A 21,722-nucleotide genomic window follows, 5' to 3' on the forward strand; every position below is an offset into this window, starting at 1 on the left:
TTCTTAACGGTTCACAGGATCGACTATGCACCGCATCACAAGACATCAACGCTTCTCTAAACCGCTTGGCCGGAGATTGCTTCTCGCCCTTGCTTCGGTTGGCACGCTGCTGGCCGCCGTGCCGACATCTGCGGCCGATGCCTTTCCATTGCGTCCAATCACGCTCATCCTGCCGTTTCCCGCCGGCGGTGTTTCCGATGTGCAGCTGCGCGCGCTCGCTGCTTCGGCCTCCAAGGACCTGGGGCAGCCAATCGTCGTTGTGAACCGGCCGGGCAACGGCGGCACGCTCGCGCCTGCGGCGATGGCTCGCAGTGCGGCTCCCGATGGTTATACGATCGCACTGGCCGTGCCCACTCTGTTGCGCTATCCGCACCTCGGCCGGGTGAGCTACGACCCTTTGCAAGACTTCACCTACCTCATTGGCCTAAGCGGTTACTCGTTCGGAATCGTCGTGCGCGACGATGCTCCCTGGAAGTCTCTCAAAGACATGCTCGATGACGCCCGTGCTAGGCCCGGCGCCATCGCATATGCCGCGATCGGTCGCGGCAGCAGCGGACACGTTGCCATGGAGCGTCTCGCCCGGGCCGCTGGAGTACGCCTGAATTTCGTGCCGTTCAAGGGAACGGGTGAAGAGGCAAACGCGCTGCTGGGCGGTCACATTGCGATGTATTCCGACCCTGGCTGGGGGGCGATGCTCGAATCGGGCAAGGTCCGCGTCCTTGCAACGATGGGCGAAGCCCGTTTGAAGCGCTGGCCGCGGATCCCGACACTGAAAGAATCGGGATACGACATCGTCGTAACCTCGGCCATAGGCCTGATCGGTCCGCGCGGCATGGATCGCGCGGTCGCGGCACGCCTTCACGACGCATTCCGCAAAGCCATGGAGGATCCGGCCTACGTTCGTGTAATGGAGCAGAACGACCAGGTGCCTGAGTACTTGGACAGCGAGGCCTACACGCAATCCGCAGCGCGTGAGTTCGAGCGAGAAAAGGCAGCCATGCGAGAACTGGGGATCACGCTGGAATGACGGCCATCTACCTCACCCAAGTACTGCACAGGGCAGTGCAGCAGGTCCCGGACAAGCCTGCGACCATCTGCGCAGGCCGAAGCCGCTCGTTCCGCCAACTGGCGGAGCGCGCCAGCCGCGTCGCCGGCATGCTGCGGGGCTTGGACGTTCACGCCGGCGACCGTGTCGCGATCCTTGCGCGCAACTCCGACAGCTATGTCGAGCTGTTGCTCGGAATTTGGTGGGTAGGCGCTGTCGCGGTGCCACTGAACGCGCGCTGGAGTGTGGGCGAAGTGGCGTACTCGCTCGCAGACTGCGCCGCCGCCGTGCTAGTGGTGGATGACTTCCTCCTGCAGCTCGTCGACGAGATTCGTTCCATTGCAACGCATGTGCGCCACGTTGTGCACGTTGGCGACGCATCACCGGCTGCGGGAATCATTCCGTACGAGCCGCTGGTGAGTTCCAGCAGCGCAATCACCGACGATCGACGGGGCGATGATGAACTGGCAGCCATTCTTTACACCGGCGGTACCACCGGCTCGCCCAAGGGCGTGATGCTCTCGCACGCCAACCTCTGCGGCGGGGCCACGGCTCGTTTGGCGGAAATGTTCAGCCCGCGCGACACGGTGGTCTTGCTGGTGACGCCGCTCTTCCATGTATCGGGCCTGTTCCGGCTCGTGATGCAACTTGTGCTGGGGGCCAGCAATGTCATCGAGCCGGGGTTCCGCCCGGACGCCGTCATCGAGGCAATCGAGCGCCATGGCGTGACGGACATCGTGCTTGTGCCTAGCATGCTGCAAATGCTGCTGGAGGAACCTACGTTCGACGCGGGTCGGCTGAGCAGCCTGCAAAGGCTCTCCTACGGTGGGTCCCCGATGCCGCCTGCCTTGCTTGATCGAGCCATGCAGGCGCTGCCGCACGTTGGCTTTTGCAGTTCCTACGGCATGACCGAGAGCTCGGGGGTAGTGAGCGTGCTGGGGCCGTTCACCGTAGCCGACCGCGAAGCAATGGGCAAGCGGTCGCGCTCCGTGGGACGAGTCGGTCTTGGGGCAGAACTTCGCATCCTCGATGCAGAAGGCTGCGACGTGCCGCCGGGCACCGTCGGTGAAATCGTGCTGCGGGGTGCGGCCGTCATGAAGGGTTATTGGAACAAGCCCGCCGAAACTGCCGCCGCCTTGCGCGAGGGCTGGCTGCACACAGGTGATGCTGGCTGGCGCGACGAAGAGGGTCACATCTACGTGGCAGACCGGCTCAAGGACATGGTGATCACCGGCGGCGAGAACGTCTACTCTGCAGAAGTCGAAGCGGTGCTGATAGCGCACCCGGCCGTGTCTGCATGCGCCGTGATCGGCGTACCGAGCGCCCAATGGGGTGAAGCCGTTCATGCGGTCGTGGTTCTGAGGCCGGGCACCCATGCGGACAGCCAGTCCCTGCGCGACCACTGCCGCACGCGCTTGGCGGGCTACAAATGCCCGCAGACGGTCGACTTCGTCGACGGTTTGCCACTGTCGGCCGCTGGCAAGGTTCTGAAGCGTCGACTGCGGGACGAGCACGTGTCCCGCGCAACGGCGTAATGCCTTCCATTTCTATCCCCAGCTCTTCAAAGGTAGATCGATGAACCCCCAGCATCACGCCGTTTATGTCGTGGGCGTCGGCATGATTCAGTTCTCTAAGCCTGGCGCCAGCGAGCCCTACGACATTATGGGCGCGCGGGCCGTGAGACTCGCGCTCGACGACGCGAGGCTGAACTACGACCTCGTCGATCAAGCCTACGTCGGCTACGTCTATGGCGATTCCACCGCAGGCCAGGCAGCCCTATACCGCGTCGGGATGAGTGGCATCCCGGTTGTCAACGTCAACAACAACTGCGCCACCGGCTCCAGCGCGCTGTATCTGGCACGCCAGGCAGTGGAAAGCGGGGCAGTAGAGTGCGCTCTGGCTTTGGGTATGGACCAAATGGTTCCCGGCGCACTGAAAGGGGCATTCGAAGACCGCCCCTCACCTCTGCAGCGCTTTGCCGACACGATGGCCGAGCACCAGGGATACGAACCCCAAACTCCGCGGGCTGCGCAGTTCTTCGGCGGCGCCGGACGCGACTACATGGCGCAGTACGGGACTAAACCCGAGACCTTCGGACGCATTTCGGTCAAGGCCCGCCGGCACGCGGCGCACAACCCGCTGGCGGTGTTCAGACAGGAGCTCTCGCTTGAAGAGGTGATGGCCTCACCCAAAGTGTTCGAGCCCCTGACGCGCTACCAGTGCTGCCCACCTACCTGCGGTGCTGCGGCGGCCATCGTGTGTTCGTCCGACTTCGCGCGCAAGCACGGGATCGATACGCGCGTGGCGATTGCCGCCCAGGCTATGACCACAGACAGGCCTGACAGCTTCGCGGGCGACGACATGCGCAAGCTGGTGGGCTACGACATGACCGCAAGGGCCGTGGCTTCGGTGTACCAGCGCGCGGGCGTTGGTCCCGAGGACGTCGACGTCGTTGAGTTGCACGACTGCTTCACGGCCAACGAGCTCATCTCCTACGAGGCGCTCGGCCTGACCCCACCGGGAACGGCAGAGCAATTCGTGCTGGACGGAGACAACACATACGGCGGCCGCTATGTCGTCAATCCCTCGGGCGGCCTGCTTTCCAAGGGGCATCCGCTAGGAGCCACCGGCCTGGCGCAATGCGCAGAACTGGTGTGGCAGTTGCGCGGTCAGGCTGAAGGACGTCAGGTTGAGCACGCGCGGGTGGCGCTGCAGCACAACCTGGGGCTTGGCGGGGCCTGCGTCGTCACGCTGTACCAACGCGTGTAGGGGCCAAGTGATCCCGTCGACGATTGGTTGATCGGGGCGTGTTCCGGTCACGAAATCGGCGGACACCAAGCTTGCCGGGTACGGTCTTGCCCCTCCGCGACAAGCCAGCCGCATCTGGGACGAGGCCACTGCAAGCGCGGCCGACGGCATGCCGGTGCTTCACGACTTCCTGTTCGGCTTGAAGATGTATGGCCTAAGCCCCGTTGCGGACGTGATCGTGCTTTGGGTTGCCGCCATCCGCCGCGCGACCAGCAACGCTTGCGGTATTGGGCGATGGCCGGCGCCGGTGATGTGCCCGAGCTAGATGCATCGACCGGTGCAGTGCCGGTGCATGAATGGTTGGCAAAGCTGATACGTCAGCGGCGGCAACAGCTGCAGACCGGCGTACAAGGCTGTTCGTGCCATGCCAGGCTGAGGTCATTTCCAGCTCGCCCGCGACAAGCGCTGCCTGTTCGGCGTGCGACATTGCGCTCAGGTCGTGGCAAGTTCGCGCTCGACTGCTTGCCGTGCAGATGTCCAACAACACCGAATGTTTCTGCGCGCGGTTGGGCGCGCCAACCGACCGTTAGGCTCTCTACTGCCCCCACCCATTGCGCCTCTCTCCCGAACGCATTGAGCGCGCGTCCGCCGGCCCGGTTGGGGCGGCTGCGCCCTCTTCCAATCGATGGGCCCATTGCCCTTGTCTGCGGTCAAGCGTAAGTTGTCGAGTCTCGTTGCATTCATAGGCGCTAGCCATGAACTAGTGCAGCGCCGATTCGGCCTGCCCAGCGCCCGAGTAAATCGAGACTTGAATAGTTCGTGCGCTTTACCCGGCGACAGCGCGCAAGTTCCGCCGTGCCCGTCTGCAGCAGGTAGGCGAGGTCTCGGTGCTTCATCCGCCACGGAGCTTACCGGCGGATTGCGGAATGTCTTCTTCGATCACCCTAGCCATCGGGATGCGCATTGACGCTGGTGCCCTCTAGCGACATGTCTGCGACCTCTGCGCGGTTCAGTCTCCATGCCACCACTGTCGCTCGGACTCGGAAGACCCGCGGCCACTTTGTAAGACCTTGATCGACCGCAGGTTTGATCTGCTTCAATCGAGCCGTACGCCGCTTTTGCGAACAGCTTCGCCCCAAAGCGCGTGCTCGGTGCGGATGTAGCCGGCTGCCTCGGCCGGACTGGTGCTGAACCGCGGGATGACTCCGATTTGACGCATCCGAACATCGATCTCCGCCGTATGCATCGCCTTGCCCACGGCCTCGAACGTGCTCGTTACGAGTTGCCTGTCGGCACTGGCTGGGTAGACCAGCATCAGCCATGTGGATGCACTGAACCCAGGGAAGCCTTGTTCGTCGATGGTTGGCACGTCCGGCATCATGCTCAGCCGCTTGGACGTCCCAGTGCCCAGCGCCTTGAGTCGTGCGCCTTGCACGAACGGCTGAACCGCTGCGGCGGTTTCCAGGGCGACCGACACCTGTCCCGCAACCACGTCGGTTAAACCCGGGCCGCTGCCTTTGTAAGGAACGTGGAGGATGTCTACACCGGCGCGACGTTTGAACTCCTCCATCGCCAGGTGCGAGACGGTGCCGTTGCCTGATGACGCATGCGTAAGCTTGCCGGGATTGGCCTTTGCGTAGCGGATCATGTCCTGCAAGTTGTTGAAGTTGTAGGACGGATGGCTGACCAGAACGAATGGAAGGTCGCCCAAGAGCCCAACGGCTTCGAAGTCCTTGAGCGAATCGTAGGAAACCGACTTGTACAGGTGTGGATTGGTGGCCACGGCTGACATGTGCGTCAGCATCATCACGCTGCCATCCGCTGGAGACTTGGCCAAGATCCCCATCGCGAGGCTTCCTCCTTGACCGGGCTTGTTGTCGACGATGTAGTTGGCGCCCGTGATCCCTGGCAACTTGTCAGCCAGTAGGCGTGCCACGATGTCGGTGGCTTGGCCCGGTGGGAAGCCGACGATGATCTTGACGACCCGAGCTCCTTTGCCGAACTGCGCCAGGGCGACGGTGGTGGGACCGGTGGCCGCGGCGGCCAGGATCACGGATCGCCTTTTGATGCCTGCATGTTGCATGGCTGTCTCCTATGTGGTATTCGGCGTCGAATGCGCTCTGTCAGCGCACGAGAACGCCTCCGACGAGAGTGGCCGCCGATCCGATGGCAGCCGCAACGCCAAGCCACCAGCCGGGCACCATGGTCGGGGGGGGCGCTGCTGGCGAAGCTTCGGTAAAAACCGCGGCGGCCGAGGCGGGCGGAACGGTGACGGTGGCGCTACGGACAGCAGCTGTGACCGTGTCGGCATCTGGTCTGGCCTCAACCTCCGCCGCCTTTGCCGGCGGGGCGATGGGCGACGTCGATGGCTCGGCCAACTGCGCCTTGAACGCCTTGAAGAAGTCATCGGCCATCTTGCGGGCCACGCTGTCGATGAGCCGTGATCCAACTTGGGCGAGCTTGCCGCCGACCTGCGCCTGAGCGGTGTAGGAAAGCGCGGTCTGGCCGTCGGTCTCCGTCAGGCTCACAGACGAATTGCCTTTGCCGAAGCCGACCGCGCCGCCCTGTCCTTCGAAGACCATGGTGCAGGACGAGGGCGCTTGCACGTCGGCCATGCGCAGCACGCCGTTGAAGCGCGCGCGCAAGGGCCCGATAGCCGCGGCCACGACCACCTTGAACTCCTCCGGCGTGATGCGCAGCACCGATTCGCAGCCGGGCAGGCTGCGCTTGAGCATGTCCGGGTCGTTCAGCGCATCCCACACGCGTTGCCGCGGAGCGGCGATGGTTTGGGTTCCAGTGATTTCCATGGCGGCCTCAATGCGCCTTCTTCTTCATCGCGGCGGAGGTGTTGACCATGGAGTGCAGGCTGCGTGCGTAGTCGTTGGCTCCTTGCTCGTCCATCCGCGGGGCCACACGCAGGTACTCCTTCAGGCCCAGGATGGCTGGGCGCGGGCGCGACAGCAGCACGCCGGTGAATCGCATGACCTCTGCGTCGAGCTGCGCTTGCGGGACGACGTGGCTCACGAGCCCATAGGCCAGGGCCCGCTGGGCATCTATGAAATCTGTGGAGTACGCCATCCAGAGGATGGCGTTGCGGTTCATGCGGTCGTACACCGCGGACATCACCATGGTCGGCATCACGTTGTGGCCGATCTCGGGGATGTTGAACGTCGCTTGGTCGCTGGCAAAGCTCACATCGCACAGCGATGCGATCGCGGTGCCGAACCCCATGCAGCGCCCCTCAATGACGCCGATGATCGGCACCTTGGCGCCGCGCATGGCTTGGTAGCTGCCGAAGATGCCGTCGTACTCGTCTCGCCGCGTGTAGGCCTCGGCAGCGGCTGGCGTCGGGCCTGCATCGCGAATACGGCCCGTGCAAAAGTCGGGGCCAGCGCTGCGCAGTACGACGGCGTCAGCTTTCTCGTGCGCGTTGAGCAGTAGCTGCGACAGCGCTGAAGCCATGCTGTCCGAAACACCGTTGTCTTCGGTGCGGTTCAATGTGACTGTCAACAGGCGGTCCTGCTGGTCGATAAGAAGGTGCTGGTGCATCAATGTCTCCATGGTGCGGGGTGGAAAATCAGCAGCTGAGCCTGGCGAAGTGGCTGAGCAAGAAGGCGTTGAACAGGTCCGGCTGTTCGATGTTTGGCAGATGACCGGCGTTGGGAACGCTCACCAGCACCGAGCCGGCCACGCGCGTCTGCAGGTCCCGCATCGCGGCCGGTAGCACGCCGTCGTTTGCGCCGACGATGAGTGTTGTGGGCAATCGGATGGCACCCACATCGTTCAGATAGTCCAGGCCCTGGATCGCGCGGGCACAGCCGACGAACCCTGCGACCGATGTCGAGGCCGCGACTGACCGCAGGCGCTCACAGGCGGCGGGTTGATCGGCCAAGAAGTCCTGACCGAACCAGCGCGCAATGGTGGGCGCGGCCAGCGGCTCACAGGTTCCATGCGCCTGTGCGACCGCGATGCGCTCGTCCCATGGCGCGGCGACCGCCGGCGGCGCGTCGGCGCGGGCATCGCAGAGCACCAAGCTCAGCACACGGTCCGCATGGTGGATGCCCAAGCCGAAGCCACTCATGCCGCCGAGCGACAGACCCACGTAGTGCGCACGTGCGATGCTCAGTGCGTCGAGCACGGCCACGGTATCGGAGGCGAGCCCGTCCATCGATACGGGCCCGGACGGTGCCGGCGAATGGCCGTGGCCGGTGGTGTCGATGCGCAGCACCCGCCAGCCACGTTCGGCCAGGAGTGCGGCCTGCGCCTCCCACATGGCTCCCGACGAGAGGATGGAATGCGTCAGCACGACCGCCGTGCCCTGGGGATTGCCTTGCAACGCAACCGACACCTCGCCTTGGTGGCCACGCACCGTGCGGCGTTCGATTTGATGGGTGTTCATACTTGCTCCTTGGCGGCACGAAGCACACGCCAGACGGCTTGCGGCGTCATCGGTAGTTCGTCGATGGAGACGCCGGCGGGCGCCAGCGCATCGTTGATAGCCCCCGCGATGGCTGCTGGGCTGCCGAGGTAGCCGGCCTCGCCCGAACCTTTCTGTCCGAACACTGTCAGCGGCGAAGGCGTGCAGTGGTCCACGATGGTGATGGACGGAACCTCCTGTGCACTGGGCAGCAGGTAGTCCATGAAGGTGCCGGATAGCAGTTGCCCTTCGTCGGAGAACGCGAACTTCTCCAGCAGCGCCGCGCCCAATCCGTGGGCCACGCCGCCATAGGTCATGCCGTGCACGACGTCTGGACTGATCATCACGCCACAGTCGTGGCCAACTGCGTAGTTGTGCAGGGTGGTCTTGCCGGTCTCCGCGTCGATGCTGGCCAGCACCACGTGCGACTCGAACGAGTGGCAGGGGTACATCTGCACGCGCCCATCCTCGGTAGGCATCCGACCGCCGGATGGCACTTCCCAGCAAAACTTCTCCTGCAGGCCGGGCTCCATGCCGTCGGGCATGCAGTGGTACTTGCGGTGGGCGATCTCGACCAGCGCGTCCCAGCGCAGCCGGCGCGCTGGTTCGAGGGTGACAAAGGCATCGCCATCCTCATAGGTGATGTCGTCCTCGGCGACGCCCATGTTGTGGGCGGCGATGGTGATCAGCTTTGCCTTCAGGATCTTGGCCGCACCGGCGGCGGCGCCGCCCAGCATGATGGCCATGCGGCTGCCGACCGGGCTGTTTGAAGGCAGCGCATTCAGGGAGTCGGCATGCAGCACGCGCACGCTGTCGGGCTCGCGCTGCAGCACTTCGCCAATCACAGTCGACACCAGCGTCTCATGCGCTTGGCCCGAGCTCGAAGTGCCCATCAACGCGGTCACCGCGCCGTTCAGATCGATGCGGATCAGGCACGCATCCATCCAGGTCGTCGTCTCATTCTTGGGATTGAATAGAGGCTCGAAGGCAGAGTTGCCGCCCGATGGCTCCAGGCAGGTGGAGACACCGATCCCTGCGAGCAGTCCGCGCGCCCGCAGTGCGTCGCGCTGCTGCAACAGTTCGTGATACGACGCGGCCTCCAGCGCCTTGTCCATCACCACCTCGTAGTCGCCGGAGTCGTACGTCGTGCCGCTGCAGATGAGGTAGGGAAACTGGTCTTTCTGGATCAGGTTCTTGCGGCGCAGCTCGACCCGGTCCATGCCCAGGAAGCGTGCGACCTTGTCGATGCCGGACTCGATCGCGTAGTTGGTCGGTGCTTGGCCAAAGCCACGTACCGCTTCCTGCGGCGTTTTGTGGGTAAGGATCGAGTACGCGTCGTACTCCACGCTGGCAATGCGGTAAGGGCCGACGATGGCACCCACCGGCTTACCAAGCTGCAAGGGCGAGCGGCCAGAGTAAGCGCCGATGTCGTCCACCGCACGCATGCGCATCGAGCGGATGTCGCCGCTGCTGTCGAAGGCCAGCGTGACATCGAAGATGCGGTCGGGGCCTTGCATGTCGCCGCCACGCATGTTCTCCAGTCGGTCTTCCAGAAAGCGCACCGGCCGGCCGAGCATCATCGAAAGGTAGCCGACCAAGATGGTGTGCTTCAGGCCTCGCTTGACGCCGTAGCTGCCTCCAACGTCGACGTCGTAGTGCACGCGCACGCCGTTGCCGGGCAAGCGCAAGCACTTGGCCAGCAGGTCAGGGTACTTGGGCATCTGGATGGAGGCCCACACGTCCAAGATTTGCGTGGCATCGTTCCAACTGCAGGTGGCGACGAACGTTTCGATCGGCACCGTGGAGCTCCGCGCCCAGCGCACCCTGTAGCTGAGCTGGTGCTCTGCGGATGCAAAGTGCTCGTCCACAGGGCCCCAGGTGAACTTGCGGTGCCAGATGATGTTGCTGCCGTGATCTGGATGGACCCGTGGGGCGTCGAGCTCCATGGCGGCCTCAGGGTCCACGGTACATGGCGTCTGTTCGTACTCGACCATCACCATTTCCGCGGCGTCTTCCGCCTGGGCTCGCGAGTCGGCGACCACCGCAACGACCCATTCACCGGCATAGCGCACCATGCCGCGCGCAAGTGGGTAGCGTGCGACCTTTGGTGCGTCCACACCCGGAAGCATCGGATCCACCGCGCCGTTCAGTTCCTCGCCAGTCAGCGTGGTATGAACCCCCGGCATGGCCAAAGCAGCCGATGTGTCGATCGACAGGATGCGCGCGCTGGCATAAGGACTCGCAACGATGGCCACGTGAAGCAGCCCGGCCGGTACAACGTCGGCCGCGTAGCGACCTTGACCGGTCACGAAACGGCGGTGTTCCACAGCACGGCGGTGCTTGCCGATGTATTTGAACGCCTGATAGGCGGGGTGCTTGGGATCAGCCACGGCGCATCTCCACTATGGCGGCGTGGCGCGTGTCCTTCACCTGGTAGCCCGGCGTTGTGGCCAGCTTGACGGCGTCCACGATCTGTTGGTAGCCAGTGCAACGGCACAGGTTGCCACCGATGGCGTCGCGTATCTGGGCTTCAGAGGGCTGCGGCACCCTGTCAACCAGCGCATGACAGGCGATGAGCATTCCCGGCGTGCAATAGCCGCATTGCAGGGCATGGGTCTCGCAGAACGCGTCCTGGATGTTCGACAGGCAGCCACGCTGCGGCGCCAGGCCTTCCACCGTCGTAACCGACATGCCATCGACTTGGACCGCAAACACGCAGCAGGCGCGTACCGGATCGCCATCCAGGAGCACCGAGCAGGCTCCGCAGATGCCGTGTTCGCAACCGACGTGAGTGCCAGTCAGGCCGAGGTGGTCGCGCAGGAAGTCCACCAGCGTGGTACGCGGTTCGACGGCGCGCGGCTGAATCACGCCGTTGACCTTGATTTCAACCGTGATGAGAGAGGAAGACATGCTTGGCTTTCCTGTGTTGACGTTGGCGGATTGGCTCACTGGGCACGTGGCACAGTGGCCGCCTGCAGCAGGACGCGTGTCAGCATCACGACGCCCAGGTGGCTGCGGTACGAGGCATCGGCGTGCATGTCGGAGCCCGGGGTGGTTTGTCGGACGGCCGCATTCGCGATCTCCCGCGCGACCTTCTGGTCGATGCGGTGCCCGACCAGTTGTGCGGCCAAGTCGGGAAACGCTCGCGGCGTGCCGTCCACGCCTCCCAGGCCAAAGGCCGCACGGCGGCAGATGCCCTGCGCGTCCACCTGCAGCTGGCAGGCCGCGGACGCCATGGCGAAGTCACCGTGCCGCATGGCTGTCTCGTCGAATGCCGTGATGACGTCGCCCGCCCAGACGGGCCACTCGATCTCCACGAGGCATTCGGTCTCGCCGGTCGCGGTGAACATGGGACCGAGAAAAAAGTCCTGCGCCTCGACCCGGCGGATGCCCGCCGTTTGGCTTTGCAGGGTCAGCACGGCACCCAGCACCGTCGCGGCCAGCGGCAGTTCCGCCGATGGATCGGCGTGCACAAGGCTGCCGCCGACGGTGCCGCGGTTACGCGTCTGCACATGGCCCACCCAGCGCAGGGCGTCGTGCACCAGGGGAAGCGCCCGGTGGATGTCGGCATCGTCCTCCACGGTGCGCTGCCGCGTGGTGGCGCCCATGCGAACATGGCTGGTTTCGATGCGGACCTGTCGTAGTGCCGACAGGCGGTTGATGTCCAGCAGCACGGCCGGGCGCGCCAGGCGCATCGCCATCATGGGCACCAGGCTCATGCCGCCGGCGATGGCTTTGACGTCCATGCCGTGCTCGGCGAGGCACGAAAGCGCGTGTTCCAGCGACTCGGCGCGGACATATTCGAATGGAGCTGCTTTCATGGGATCAAGGTGACGGTGAGTTGCGCATCCGCTGCAAGAAAATTCACGTGCATGGAGGGAATCTCTCTTGCACCCGCTGCCCTTTTGCAGCTCTAGTAAGCGAAAATTCTGGCTTTCAGGCGATGTGGTCGCAATCGACCAAAGCTGCGGGAGCGAGAGAAAAAATCACACCGTGCGGCGTAGTTAGGCGCTGCAACATTGAGGGACCATGATGAGAAAGCTTCCGCCGCTGAATGCGCTCAAGGCATTCGAAGCCGCCGCGCGCCATATCAGCTTCACGAAGGCGGGCGAAGAGTTGAACGTCACGCATGGGGCCATCAGCCGTCAGGTGTCGCTCCTGGAAGACTGGCTCAGCACCGCGCTGTTCCATCGGAGCGCGTCGACCCTCGCGCTCACGCAGGCGGGACGCAGCTACGCGGCCGAGGTCACCTCGCTGCTGGATCGGCTGTCCGTCGTGACATCGCAGGTCACGGAGCAGGCCGCGCCGAGCACGATCAACGTCAGTGCGCCGCCGACCTTCACGATGCGCTGGTTGATCCCACGTATTTCAGGTTTTCAGCGCAAGCGGCCCGGCGTCGAGGTGCGGCTGACAACGTCGATTGCGCCGGTGCATTTCCAGGAGAACCATTACGACGTGGCGATCCGGGGAGCGCTCGAGCCACTGAGCCACTGCGACTGCGTGGCGTTCATGACGGAGACCATCGTGCCGGTCTGTCACGCCGACATCGTCGCGGCGGGTCGGCTGCGCACCGTGGAGGATCTTTCCCGCCAGACATTGATCCGCTATGCCACCGAGCCGTATGGCTGGCCAGTCTGGCTCGACGCGGTGGGGCTATCCGGGCTATCAGGAGCCAGCACTCTGCATTTCGAGCAGATGTACTTTGCGCTACAGGCCGCTGCCGAAGGTCTTGGTGTGGTACTGGTGCCGCTGTTCCTGGTGGCCGATGACATCGCCGCGGGGCGTCTTTGCGCACCCTTCGGCTTGCACGGGGCCATGGAAAGGCGCTACTACGCGAACACCTCCCCTGCTTCTGCGCACAACCTTCTCATTGCCGAATTCCGCGACTGGCTCATCGAAGAGGGGCGCAGCACCGAGCGGTCCATCATGGCATGGGCGCATGAATCCTTGACCCCATCGAAAGACAGCGATTTGCCAATCGGGCAAGGATAGTCTCGAACACCAAGGCGTCAGCTGCGAGTGTGGGTCGCCGCAAGTGCTGCGATCCCTGGCCCGGAGAAGCGGCCTTCGTTACAGCTGCCGCATTGCCAGCCATCCGCGCCCCTCGATGAGTGTTGCCGTGGGATCGGGCCAAGACAAGCAGCGACCTCATTGATTTCCTCGACTTGGCGATCGAGTTCCTTGAGGTGATCGAGCACAAAGGGACCAGGAGGCGGACCGGACCGGCAACTCGATGGCACCGTCCTTGGTCAGCTGAGGAACACGCGCCGCGATGCAACCGAATCCCAGCGGCACGATGAGTCCGAACTCACCGAGAGACCCGCGGTATAACCCCGAACGGGGCATGGCACGGGTAGCGATCCTTCGCCAGCGAGGTCCGGACGATGCTATTCCAACGGCTCACAGGTGCTAGGAGAACGCGGGCGGCTCAACCAGAAACTGCGATGACAGGACCGGTTTGACAGGAGACAAATACGATGCCGTTGAGCAACACCCAAATGCTTGTGGATCGTCTTTCCAAGAACCAGAGAGACCTATCCACTCTGCTCGTCGGCGCGAATGCTGCCATCGCCGTCCTTCTGCTGGCATTGATGGTTGCGGTACACACCGCATCGAGGCGATCGTACGGGGTCCAAGCGCAGAGCCTGGTCGAAGGCATTGCCGCCATCGCACAAGCGAACGTGAGCAGCGAGCTTAAACTGATCGATGCGGTCGTCCGGGCAACAGCGGACGAGGTACAGCGGCTCAGGCCGGGAGACGAAGCAGCGTCGCCATTGATCGATCAAATATTGCAAACACGACTGCAGCTGATGTTGGGCGCCGAGGCCTTCAGGCTGGCCGATAAGTCTGGATTGGTCCGGTGGGGAACCGGGCTGCCGCTAGGTTCCCGCATGGACGTGTCGGACAGAGCGTATTTCAAGGAGGCGCAGAGACATCGGGATGATGGGACGATCGTCGCGGGTCCCGTGCTCTCACGCGTTTCTGGAAATTGGGTAGTGGCGTTCGTTCGCCCGCTCAAGATCGACGGAGAGTTCGCAGGCGTCCTGTATGTGAGCGTCCATGTGGAGCATTCTCAAAAGCTGTTCAGCCAGTACGACCTTGGTGAGGGGGATGCTGTCACGCTGCGCAATCGCGACTTCGCACTTGTAGCTCGCCATTCCCCGGGGGCTGTAGCGTTTCCCCATGTTGGCGAGATAGCTGTCTCCGACGAGCTGAAGCAAGCCGCCACGGCGAATCGCGCCGGCGGGTTCTTCGTCTCAAAGGTCCCCATCGACGGTGAGATGCGATCCACTGCATATCGAGCGGTCGGCGATTGGCCATTCGCCGTCTATGCTGGGGTCAGCCATCGTCAATTCTTCCAAGCCTGGCGCAACCAGGCGTGGGCGCACTCCCTGCTCGCTGGTTTCCTGTGGGTGCTCGTCGTCCTTGCGACGTTTGCGGCCTACCGCTCGAGCGTCAGGCTGGCCCGCGGCATGCAAGCGGCGGCTGACCAGACGGAGCGCACCAAAGTTCTGCTGCGGATCGCCGGCGACGGCATTCACATCATGGACAGCAAGGGCATCCTGGTGGAGATGAGCGACTCCTTTGCCGAAATGCTGTGCTCCACCCGTGAGAAGCTGTTGGGAAGGCACATCTCGGAATGGGACGCGAACCAGGACAGCGAGCGCATCGCGCATTGGCTCTCCAAACTGAAGGACAGGGACCATCAGAGGGTCGAAGTCCAGCATCGCCGAGACGACGGCTCGACCATCGACGTCGACCTGCAACTGAGAGCCGTGCAGATCGGCGGAGAGCTGCTGGTTTTCGGCTCTGCACGGGATGTCACCGCCATCAGGCGCCTTGTGCGTGAACAGACCGCGATGCTGGAGAATGAGCTGTTGGGCATGGCCAAGGTTGAGGGCAGGCGGTTCATCTGGAGAAACGCAGCCTTTGAACGCGTCTTCGGTTATGCGCCAGGTGAACTGGCAGATCGCGCCACTCGCGTGATCTACTGGGACGATGCCACGCACCAACTCGTCGGCGAAAAGGCGTATGCCGTTCTGAGGGCCGGCACCCAGTACCGCACGCAGTTGCGCATGATGAGGAAGGACGGCTCGGCGGTCTGGGTCGATTTTGGAGCCGTAGAGCTCGCGGAAAACTGCATTTTGGTAATGGCCATGGACATCACCTCCACAAAGGAGGCGCACGACCATCTTGCGCACGCTGCATTCCGCGATCCGCTCACTCAGTTGCCCAATCGTCTGTTGTTGGGAGATCGGCTAGCGCAAGCGCTCGGCAACGCCCGGCGTGAGGACAAGCGCGTAGCGATCTGCTATCTGGATCTCGATGGTTTCAAGGCTGTCAACGACACCCTCGGGCACGATGTCGGTGATGCATTGTTAAAGGAGATCGCACGCAGGCTCCTAAGCATTTTGCGGGCGTCCGATACCGCGGCACGCGTCGGAGGCGACGAGTTTGTCCTGGTCCTGACTGGTATCGAGGGAGGAGAGTGGCTGGCCGTTCTGGAACGTGTGAGGCTGGCTGTGCGCGAGCCGGTCTTCGTCAATGGCACTTTCGCACACGTCGGGGCGACTATGGGCGTGGCTTTTTCCTCGCCGAACGAAACCGCAGCAGAGCTCCTCGACCGCGCCGATCACATGATGCTGCAAGGCAAGCGCCGTGAGAAAGGGACGATCACCGTCGCAAGCACTTCCGACGGCACCGCCGGCTGAAGAAGGGTCTGCACAAGGCGCTTCGGGGCCTGCAGCCCGAGACTGGTCCGTGACAATCGCGATGGGCCTACCGGCCGCATGTTGGCCGGGTGGCTCTTTGCCAGCGGCAAGCTCTGGCTATCGGCCGATCCTCAATAGCGCCGGGCAGGTGCCCGCAAATAGCCCGTCGAGCTGCGACCGGCCCGTTCAATGCAGCGGTCCCGCGGTGGCCACACTGCGGTCCCTTTCCAACTCAACACCATGCGCATGCAGGAAGCTGAGCATTTGGATCATGGCATCGCGCGGTGGCTCATATCGCGATACGGGCCAGCAAAAAAGAGTAACCGGCCCGCCGCCAGTTCTGCGGAACACCGGCACCATAAGGCCTTGCTCGCTAATCGCAGGCTGCCCAACGGTCAATAAGTCCATCCGCCCGCCCGCATCCTTTTGTGCTACATGCTGGAGCTCGACAAGCGCACTGTCTGATCGTTCAAGGTGGGAGGCATACATGCTTGCCTGAGCAAAGGCGATGGGTGGCTGAACCGCACGCACTGCGCCTTGTCCCAGTGTTGGTCCCACTTCGGCGCTGAAATCGGCCAGTGCCCGATTCATGTCGTTCAGCAAGTGGGGCGGCAAGTACCCTGCTGCGATAAGGAGCTTTTGAGAAGTGCCGAGCCGAGCCTGTGCTGCTAGCTGTTCACCCAACGGGAATGCCCTTCCGTTGCTTGCACTAGCGACGCCGACAAGCAGTGCAACAGCGCCGCCGCGTATCTCCCCCGGTGGACGGGCTCGGGGGAGGGGCGGCACACGTCGCTCCGCGACACGCCTCGCACCAATGGCATCACCGTTCAAAAGCTTTCGGCGCAAAGCGTGAACGTCGCCTGCGAGTAGAACTTGCGCCTGACTTGGCGGTAGAAGCCTCGGCAGAAGGACAACCGAGGCTTGGGTTTCTAAAAGCCGGTGCCGTACCATTGATTGCACGACAGCATCGAGTCGGCCCTCCGACAGTGCCTTTGGTACATCGGCCTGATCAACGAATCGAAGCACGGTGCCAAACAACCGCGCCGTGAACCCGCCGGCCTCGCGCTGCCCGCATTCGGCCACTTCGAGCGTGGTCGATACCAGCAGTTGGACCGCCTCGTCGGTCTTCGTGCGCTGACGGAGTTCAAGAGCGGCTATGCTGAGGGCGTCCTCGAAGGCGTCCGCTGCAACGGTGTCCAACTTGTCATGGAGCGGCGCCGCCAATGCGTCGGGGTCGTTGTTTCCCATAGCCTGCGTCGCGTTGGCCAACTCTTCGGCGAGTGGGTACAGACGATGTCGGCGGTAGCCTAAGCGTTCGAAGGCTCGGCCCATAGAACTCCTTGGAAGGCTGCAATGTTGCTTCAACTTGTCCGACGGATCTTTTTACTCGCTTTTCGCCGGGGGGTGGGCTTGTGCATGTACGGAGCACCGGCCAAACCCGAGACGTCCGGTCCACTGATCCGCGAGGAGTTCGGGGTGCAAATCCATTCGGCGTACGCCTGGAGCAAGTCGGCGTCGGGTAGATCGATGTCATTGCAGGCGAGGACCGGAAGACCGATCGCTTGAAGGACGGTCATCGCGGTCGGTGGCGGAGGCGGGGCTCCGACGCCGTAAACGATGAGCGGCACGCGGCACATGTCCAGTGCATTGCCGACCTGCTCGTACAGGTCGTCGTAGTTGGGTCGGAGGCGGATCACCACATCGGGCGTGCCGCCAGCACCAAACTCCTCGGGGATGCTGTTATTGACTGTGGTCGCCATTCGATCCCTTTGCTCGAAGAAGGACGCCGGCCGCGGGGTCGGTTACGGTCACTCACGGTGCAGCGAGGAGCCCGCCTAAGTCGGTTCTTCCGGTCACCGAGTGTTCGAGACACAACTTTAACGCAAATGAGTCAAATCAAACGTCGTTTTTTTAGACGTCACCGGGCATTCTTGGCTGATGGCAAACAGACTTGCACCAGGCCGACGACTTGGGTCAACCACGTTCGATCCAGTGATTGCGGCTGCTTTTGGGGATGCGGTGCTTGCGATCCGCACTTCGGTGGGCCTGTCTCAGCTGGCGTTGGCCACTGAATCTGGCATCGAACGGGCGCACGTCGGCCGTCTGGAGCGAGGAGAGAGAGTGCCGAACTTCGTGGCGGTCGTGAAGATCGCCAAGGGCCTCGGTTGTAGCACCGCGAGGCTGGTCGAGGAGTTCGACACGCAGCTCGCAGCTGCGGCTGACGCCAAGCAACGTTAGAAAAAAGACCTCTTGCGCAGCCATCAAGCTGACCCAACGACTCCATCAGCACACGCGGTCGGCGCAGCTGCTCCGAGTGTCAGCACGGATTGAGACGAAGAGTCCGCAGTCGCGGCAGCGACTTCTCGAAGCATCGCAGACCATGGCTGCATGGTTGCCGACCACCCTATGCAATGCACGATCGATCCGTATGGCTATCTTGGTGGAACCTCACAAGTCACCAAAGTCGGTGAGCTGGGGCGGCCACTAGATCGCCTGCGTCGATCGCGTCGCTGCTATGAAGCTCACGGTCAAGCACTGGACGGTCGGCGAATTGAATGGCCGAAGCAATAAGATCGCCACCTTTGCATTCCATCTTTTAACCGTATGCCCAGAATCCGAGCCCAAAAACCTGGCCCCACTTTTGCGGAACTCCAGAGGCAGATTGATGAGTTGACTGCGAAGGCCGAGTTTGTTCGCCAGCAAGAACTCGCAGGCGTTGTTGAGCGCATTCGTGAGGCGATTGCGGTCTACGGCCTGACGCCGGATGAGCTTTTCGGTGACGCCTCCAAGAGAAAAGTGGCCCGATTGAAGGTGGAGAAGAAGGCCAGAAAGAAGGCTGGCACCGTGCGCTCGACCGGAGATGCTCGGAAATCCGTGCCGAAGTACCGGGATCCTGCGAGTGGCAAGACGTGGACGGGCAACGGCAAGCGGCCGGCTTGGTTCGTCGCGGCAGTGGAAGCCGGAACGGATCCTCAAGCGCTGGCTGTGTAACGCATCCAGGATGACGGTCAGCAACTGCGGGGGAAGGTCCAGCCGTCGATGACCGAACGGGGCGTTGAGCGGGCGCCGACGTAGTGCGCACGCCTGACCCCGCTGGTTCTTCGGCGCGCGGTAAGTTCCCGCGGCCTGCCGGGGGGAATTTGGGAAACGGCCGCAGGCGTCAAGATCGACTGGGCGCCCAAGAGCGGTAGCGCGCATCGGGTGATTTTCGCCACCTGCCTTTCAGCCGCTGAATGATGGCCGAGCATTGCGCCACTGCCTCTGTTCGCTTGAGTTCCCATTGCAACCCGATCCAGCGTGATGGCTTTCCCTGGCCATGAACGGCATCGGGGTGGAAAAGCCAGTGCGGCGTCATCGGATCAACGATGAACAGGCTGCCAGGCGGCACGGACACGCTCTCGAAAGACTGAAGCAGGTATGCGGAATCTCCTACCACGTAGTCGTCGCCCTCAACAGTCAGCGTGAGAAACAGCTTGTCCGGCCAGGACGGGTCCATGTGTGGCATGGCCTGCACGCAGGTGATCCAGGTATCGGCACTGGCGGGTAGATCCTGGGTGTCCGTGTCGATGATGTGCGGAGCGGCGGCGCGCAGGCGCATCACCACATTCTCGACGAGCGCGTCATGGTGCCGGCGCACGAACCGCTCGGCGAGGCAGCGACCAGTGCGTTGGTGAGCTGCACAGTGGCTTGGCGCAATCCACCATGCGTCGGCGAGGAAGCTCGGTCCGGTAACCAGGTCGCGGTTGCTCTGGTAGCCGGCAGATGACAACGCTTGGTACGGAGCCTGCCCGGCCTTATTCTGGCTGGATGGTGTTCATGCCGGAGCGCCTCTGCGGCGGAGGGTTCCACACGTTGATGGTCCTCGTGGGGCAGCGCATGCCTGGCGCTACTTTTCCAGCCGACGAAGAGAGGGTTCCGGAAAGGGAGGGCCGGGCGATCGTCCAGGATGGCGTAGCTGGCCGCTACGTTGGCGGATCCGGAGCCAGCCCGGCAGCGAAATTTTCCCGCCTGATCGTGCCTGGGGCCCATTCTTGGCCGGCCGCTTGAATTTCCGGCGGCGCCTGTTCAATGACCATGGTGAAGGAAAGCAGATCTGCCTGCCCGGGGCGTTGCCCATGCGACCACAGGCAAGGCACATCGCCGCTGGGTCACGTCCCAATCAACCTCGAACTCAACGCAGACCGCGGATTCCCTGGAGCAAGGGTTAGCACCTAAGCTGGCCAAAAGGGCCTTAGGTAACAATGGTCGGACCATAAGTGAATATGTAAAGAATCTATCTTTTGCATCCGGCTGCGCGCGAACTGCTCAACATGGCTGTGGTGCCGTTGCGGTCTGGTGACGACGACGGGCTCGGTACGCGTTCTGACGATGGTGAATGACCCTTGGTGGTGCCCCTTCTTCGTAGGAAACGAAACAATGAAGCGGATGAATAACGCGGTCGTTGCACTGGCGTGCGTGGGCGCATGTGGTGTCGGCAACATGGCCTGGGCAAAAAAGTACGATGCGGGTGCTTCTGACACCGAGGTGAAGATCGGCAACACGATGCCCTACAGCGGCTCGGCGTCTTCGTTCTCGGCGGCTGGCAGGGTCATCGGTGCCTACTTTGAAAAGGTCAACGAGGCGGGAGGCGTAAACGGACGAAAATTGGTCTGGCTCAGCTACGACGATCAATACTCGCCACCTATGACGGTCGAGCAGACGCGTAAGCTAGTTGAAAAGGACCAGGTCCTTGCGATCATGGGCAGCCTCGGTACAGCCACCAACAGTGCGGTGTACCGCTACCTCAACCAGAAGAAGGTTCCCCAGCTGTTTCTACTGACTGGAGCACCCAAGTTTTCTGATCCGAAGGCTTATCCGTACACCACGCCGTTCACGCCCAGCTTCGAATCCGAGGGGAGGGTGTTCGCAAACAAGATCAAGTCGTCCAATCCGAACGCTAAGGTCGCCGTGCTGTACCAGAACGACGACATGGGAAAGGCGTACCTGGAGGGGCTGAAGAGCGGCTTGGGAACCGCTCAGATTGTCGCCGCAGCCAGCTACGAGTCATCCGATCCCACCGTCGACTCTCAGATCGTAAAGCTTAAGTCTTCGGGGGCAGACGTTTTCGTGAGCTTCAGCATGCCGCGCGCTGCGGCCCAAGCCATCAAAAAAGTCAAAGACATCAACTGGAATTTGGCAGAGCAGTACGTCGCGTCGTCGTCGGCTTACGTAAAGACAGTGATGGAGCCCGCAGGGCCCGACGCAGCCAAAGGCGTCAAGTCAACCATCTACTTCAAGGATGCCTCCGATCCGCGCTGGGCGAACGACCCCGCTACGCAGGAGTTCAAGGCCTTCATGAAGAAATACCTGCCTGGCGAGGACGCCTCCACCTCGCAAACGGTCCTCGGCTACACCATGGCACAGGTCATGGTGCACGTTGTGACTGCCGCCGGTGATGAACTCACACGCGATAACATTTTGAAGCAGGCCACTAGCATCAAGTCGCTGTCCCTTCCTATGCTGCTCCCCGGGATCAGCATGCAGACGACGGCTGCCAACTACCAGCTATTCGATGCATTTCAGCTGATCCAATTCGACGGAAAGCAGTTCGGTCCCGTAGGTACACCGGTTCGTCCGTGACCCGTGCGCGCGTGCTGGCCGACGGGCCGGCACGAGCGGTCTGCTGCGCGCAATCTCGTACGTCGGCAGCCCGGCGGCTCCGAACGCGTCGCCTTCTGCCGGTGGTCTTACACCAGACCAGCGCTGCGGTGCGTCAGTTCTCATCGCATGCGCCTGATCGGCTCCATTGCAGTCCCGGCTT

Annotated in this window: 18 protein-coding genes; 8 read left to right on the top strand and 10 right to left on the bottom strand. The window is 62.8% G+C overall.

Annotated elements, in window-relative coordinates:
- Positions 1-25 precede the first annotated feature (25 nt).
- The 3 genes from ASF45_RS08025 to ASF45_RS08035 are packed head-to-tail and all read left to right on the top strand — an operon-like array spanning position 26 to position 3,814.
- Positions 26-1,027, top strand: a complete 1,002-nt coding sequence (locus tag ASF45_RS08025) for a tripartite tricarboxylate transporter substrate binding protein (RefSeq protein ID WP_056659705.1) — start codon at positions 26-28, stop codon at positions 1,025-1,027.
- Positions 1,024-2,580, top strand: coding sequence for a long-chain fatty acid--CoA ligase (locus ASF45_RS08030; protein ID WP_235580853.1), 1,557 nt, complete (start codon positions 1,024-1,026; stop codon positions 2,578-2,580). The genes ASF45_RS08025 and ASF45_RS08030 overlap by 4 nt, the downstream gene beginning before the upstream one ends.
- 40 nt (positions 2,581-2,620) lie before the next feature.
- Positions 2,621-3,814: a lipid-transfer protein gene (locus ASF45_RS08035; RefSeq protein ID WP_056659707.1), complete on the top strand. Its 1,194-nt coding sequence runs from the start codon at positions 2,621-2,623 to the stop codon at positions 3,812-3,814.
- A 1,075-nt stretch (positions 3,815-4,889) separates the two neighbouring features.
- Here the strand turns inward: ASF45_RS08035 and ASF45_RS08040 are convergent.
- Genes ASF45_RS08040 through ASF45_RS08070 form a run of 7 tightly spaced genes read right to left on the bottom strand, consistent with a single transcriptional unit; the run spans position 4,890 to position 12,031 of the window.
- Entirely contained in the window at positions 4,890-5,876 is a 987-nt protein-coding gene (locus ASF45_RS08040; protein WP_056659708.1) for a tripartite tricarboxylate transporter substrate binding protein, read from the bottom strand.
- A 40-nt stretch (positions 5,877-5,916) separates the two neighbouring features.
- A complete protein-coding gene (locus tag ASF45_RS08045; protein WP_082550886.1) occupies positions 5,917-6,600 on the bottom strand; it encodes a carbon monoxide dehydrogenase subunit G in 684 nt (227 codons plus the stop codon).
- Positions 6,601-6,607: 7 nt separating this feature from the next.
- Positions 6,608-7,354 (bottom strand): enoyl-CoA hydratase/isomerase family protein, encoded by a 747-nt coding sequence (locus ASF45_RS08050; RefSeq protein WP_082550887.1) that lies wholly within the window; start codon positions 7,352-7,354, stop codon positions 6,608-6,610.
- A gap of 16 nt (positions 7,355-7,370) precedes the next feature.
- Complete coding sequence (locus ASF45_RS08055) at positions 7,371-8,192, bottom strand: alpha/beta fold hydrolase (protein ID WP_056659714.1); 822 nt, start codon at positions 8,190-8,192, stop codon at positions 7,371-7,373.
- Positions 8,189-10,600 (bottom strand): xanthine dehydrogenase family protein molybdopterin-binding subunit, encoded by a 2,412-nt coding sequence (locus ASF45_RS08060; RefSeq protein ID WP_056659716.1) that lies wholly within the window; start codon positions 10,598-10,600, stop codon positions 8,189-8,191. The genes ASF45_RS08055 and ASF45_RS08060 overlap by 4 nt, the downstream gene beginning before the upstream one ends.
- Positions 10,593-11,120, bottom strand: a complete 528-nt coding sequence (locus ASF45_RS08065) for a (2Fe-2S)-binding protein (RefSeq protein WP_056659718.1) — start codon at positions 11,118-11,120, stop codon at positions 10,593-10,595. The genes ASF45_RS08060 and ASF45_RS08065 overlap by 8 nt, the downstream gene beginning before the upstream one ends.
- Positions 11,121-11,155: 35 nt before the next feature.
- The gene (locus ASF45_RS08070; protein ID WP_056659720.1) at positions 11,156-12,031 is read right to left on the bottom strand and encodes a xanthine dehydrogenase family protein subunit M; all 876 of its coding nucleotides are present in this window, start codon (positions 12,029-12,031) and stop codon (positions 11,156-11,158) included.
- 211 nt (positions 12,032-12,242) lie between these two features.
- On the opposite strand from ASF45_RS08070, the gene gcvA reads away from it, so the two are divergent.
- Positions 12,243-13,202: a transcriptional regulator GcvA gene (gcvA, locus tag ASF45_RS08075; RefSeq protein ID WP_162243972.1), complete on the top strand. Its 960-nt coding sequence runs from the start codon at positions 12,243-12,245 to the stop codon at positions 13,200-13,202.
- Positions 13,203-13,687: 485 nt separating this feature from the next.
- Positions 13,688-15,922, top strand: coding sequence for a diguanylate cyclase domain-containing protein (locus tag ASF45_RS08080; RefSeq protein WP_056659724.1), 2,235 nt, complete (start codon positions 13,688-13,690; stop codon positions 15,920-15,922).
- A gap of 186 nt (positions 15,923-16,108) precedes the next feature.
- Here the strand turns inward: ASF45_RS08080 and ASF45_RS35100 are convergent, their stop codons facing one another.
- Positions 16,109-17,254, bottom strand: coding sequence for a hypothetical protein (locus tag ASF45_RS35100; RefSeq protein ID WP_156472894.1), 1,146 nt, complete (start codon positions 17,252-17,254; stop codon positions 16,109-16,111).
- A gap of 29 nt (positions 17,255-17,283) precedes the next feature.
- Complete coding sequence (locus tag ASF45_RS08090; protein WP_056659728.1) at positions 17,284-17,682, bottom strand: hypothetical protein; 399 nt, start codon at positions 17,680-17,682, stop codon at positions 17,284-17,286.
- Between the two features lie 178 nt (positions 17,683-17,860).
- On the opposite strand from ASF45_RS08090, the gene ASF45_RS34330 reads away from it, so the two are divergent.
- Together ASF45_RS34330 and ASF45_RS34335 are read left to right on the top strand one after the other, a co-directional pair.
- Positions 17,861-18,160 carry a helix-turn-helix domain-containing protein gene (locus tag ASF45_RS34330; RefSeq protein WP_082550888.1) on the top strand — a complete coding sequence of 100 codons (300 nt, stop codon included), beginning with the start codon at positions 17,861-17,863 and terminating at the stop codon, positions 18,158-18,160.
- A 366-nt stretch (positions 18,161-18,526) separates the two neighbouring features.
- Positions 18,527-18,913 carry an H-NS family nucleoid-associated regulatory protein gene (locus ASF45_RS34335; RefSeq protein ID WP_082550889.1) on the top strand — a complete coding sequence of 129 codons (387 nt, stop codon included), beginning with the start codon at positions 18,527-18,529 and terminating at the stop codon, positions 18,911-18,913.
- 169 nt (positions 18,914-19,082) lie between these two features.
- On the opposite strand, the gene ASF45_RS08095 is transcribed toward ASF45_RS34335, so the two are convergent.
- Positions 19,083-19,691 (bottom strand): hypothetical protein, encoded by a 609-nt coding sequence (locus tag ASF45_RS08095; protein WP_156472895.1) that lies wholly within the window; start codon positions 19,689-19,691, stop codon positions 19,083-19,085.
- A gap of 647 nt (positions 19,692-20,338) precedes the next feature.
- On the opposite strand from ASF45_RS08095, the gene ASF45_RS08100 reads away from it, so the two are divergent.
- Positions 20,339-21,541: an ABC transporter substrate-binding protein gene (locus ASF45_RS08100; RefSeq protein ID WP_056659733.1), complete on the top strand. Its 1,203-nt coding sequence runs from the start codon at positions 20,339-20,341 to the stop codon at positions 21,539-21,541.
- The last annotated feature ends 181 nt before the right edge of the window (positions 21,542-21,722 follow it).

Origin of the sequence: Pseudorhodoferax sp. Leaf265, assembly GCF_001422365.1 — a bacterium.
Classification (GTDB): Bacteria; Pseudomonadota; Gammaproteobacteria; order Burkholderiales; family Burkholderiaceae_C; genus Pseudorhodoferax.

Excerpts from the sequence above, each read along its gene's own strand:
- ASF45_RS08030 (WP_235580853.1), top strand. The coding sequence starts at position 1,024 with ATGACGGCCATCTACCTCACCCAAGTACTGCACAGGGCAGTGCAGCAG.
- ASF45_RS08070 (WP_056659720.1), bottom strand. The coding sequence starts at position 12,031 with ATGAAAGCAGCTCCATTCGAATATGTCCGCGCCGAGTCGCTGGAACAC.
- ASF45_RS08035 (WP_056659707.1), top strand. The coding sequence starts at position 2,621 with ATGAACCCCCAGCATCACGCCGTTTATGTCGTGGGCGTCGGCATGATT.
- ASF45_RS08055 (WP_056659714.1), bottom strand. The coding sequence starts at position 8,192 with ATGAACACCCATCAAATCGAACGCCGCACGGTGCGTGGCCACCAAGGC.
- ASF45_RS35100 (WP_156472894.1), bottom strand. The coding sequence starts at position 17,254 with ATGGGCCGAGCCTTCGAACGCTTAGGCTACCGCCGACATCGTCTGTAC.
- ASF45_RS34335 (WP_082550889.1), top strand. The coding sequence starts at position 18,527 with ATGCCCAGAATCCGAGCCCAAAAACCTGGCCCCACTTTTGCGGAACTC.
- ASF45_RS34330 (WP_082550888.1), top strand. The coding sequence starts at position 17,861 with ATGGCAAACAGACTTGCACCAGGCCGACGACTTGGGTCAACCACGTTC.
- ASF45_RS08090 (WP_056659728.1), bottom strand. The coding sequence starts at position 17,682 with ATGGCGACCACAGTCAATAACAGCATCCCCGAGGAGTTTGGTGCTGGC.
- ASF45_RS08045 (WP_082550886.1), bottom strand. The coding sequence starts at position 6,600 with ATGGAAATCACTGGAACCCAAACCATCGCCGCTCCGCGGCAACGCGTG.
- ASF45_RS08025 (WP_056659705.1), top strand. The coding sequence starts at position 26 with ATGCACCGCATCACAAGACATCAACGCTTCTCTAAACCGCTTGGCCGG.
- ASF45_RS08050 (WP_082550887.1), bottom strand. The coding sequence starts at position 7,354 with ATGGAGACATTGATGCACCAGCACCTTCTTATCGACCAGCAGGACCGC.
- ASF45_RS08065 (WP_056659718.1), bottom strand. The coding sequence starts at position 11,120 with ATGTCTTCCTCTCTCATCACGGTTGAAATCAAGGTCAACGGCGTGATT.
- ASF45_RS08100 (WP_056659733.1), top strand. The coding sequence starts at position 20,339 with ATGAAGCGGATGAATAACGCGGTCGTTGCACTGGCGTGCGTGGGCGCA.
- ASF45_RS08040 (WP_056659708.1), bottom strand. The coding sequence starts at position 5,876 with ATGCAACATGCAGGCATCAAAAGGCGATCCGTGATCCTGGCCGCCGCG.
- ASF45_RS08080 (WP_056659724.1), top strand. The coding sequence starts at position 13,688 with ATGCCGTTGAGCAACACCCAAATGCTTGTGGATCGTCTTTCCAAGAAC.
- gcvA (WP_162243972.1), top strand. The coding sequence starts at position 12,243 with ATGAGAAAGCTTCCGCCGCTGAATGCGCTCAAGGCATTCGAAGCCGCC.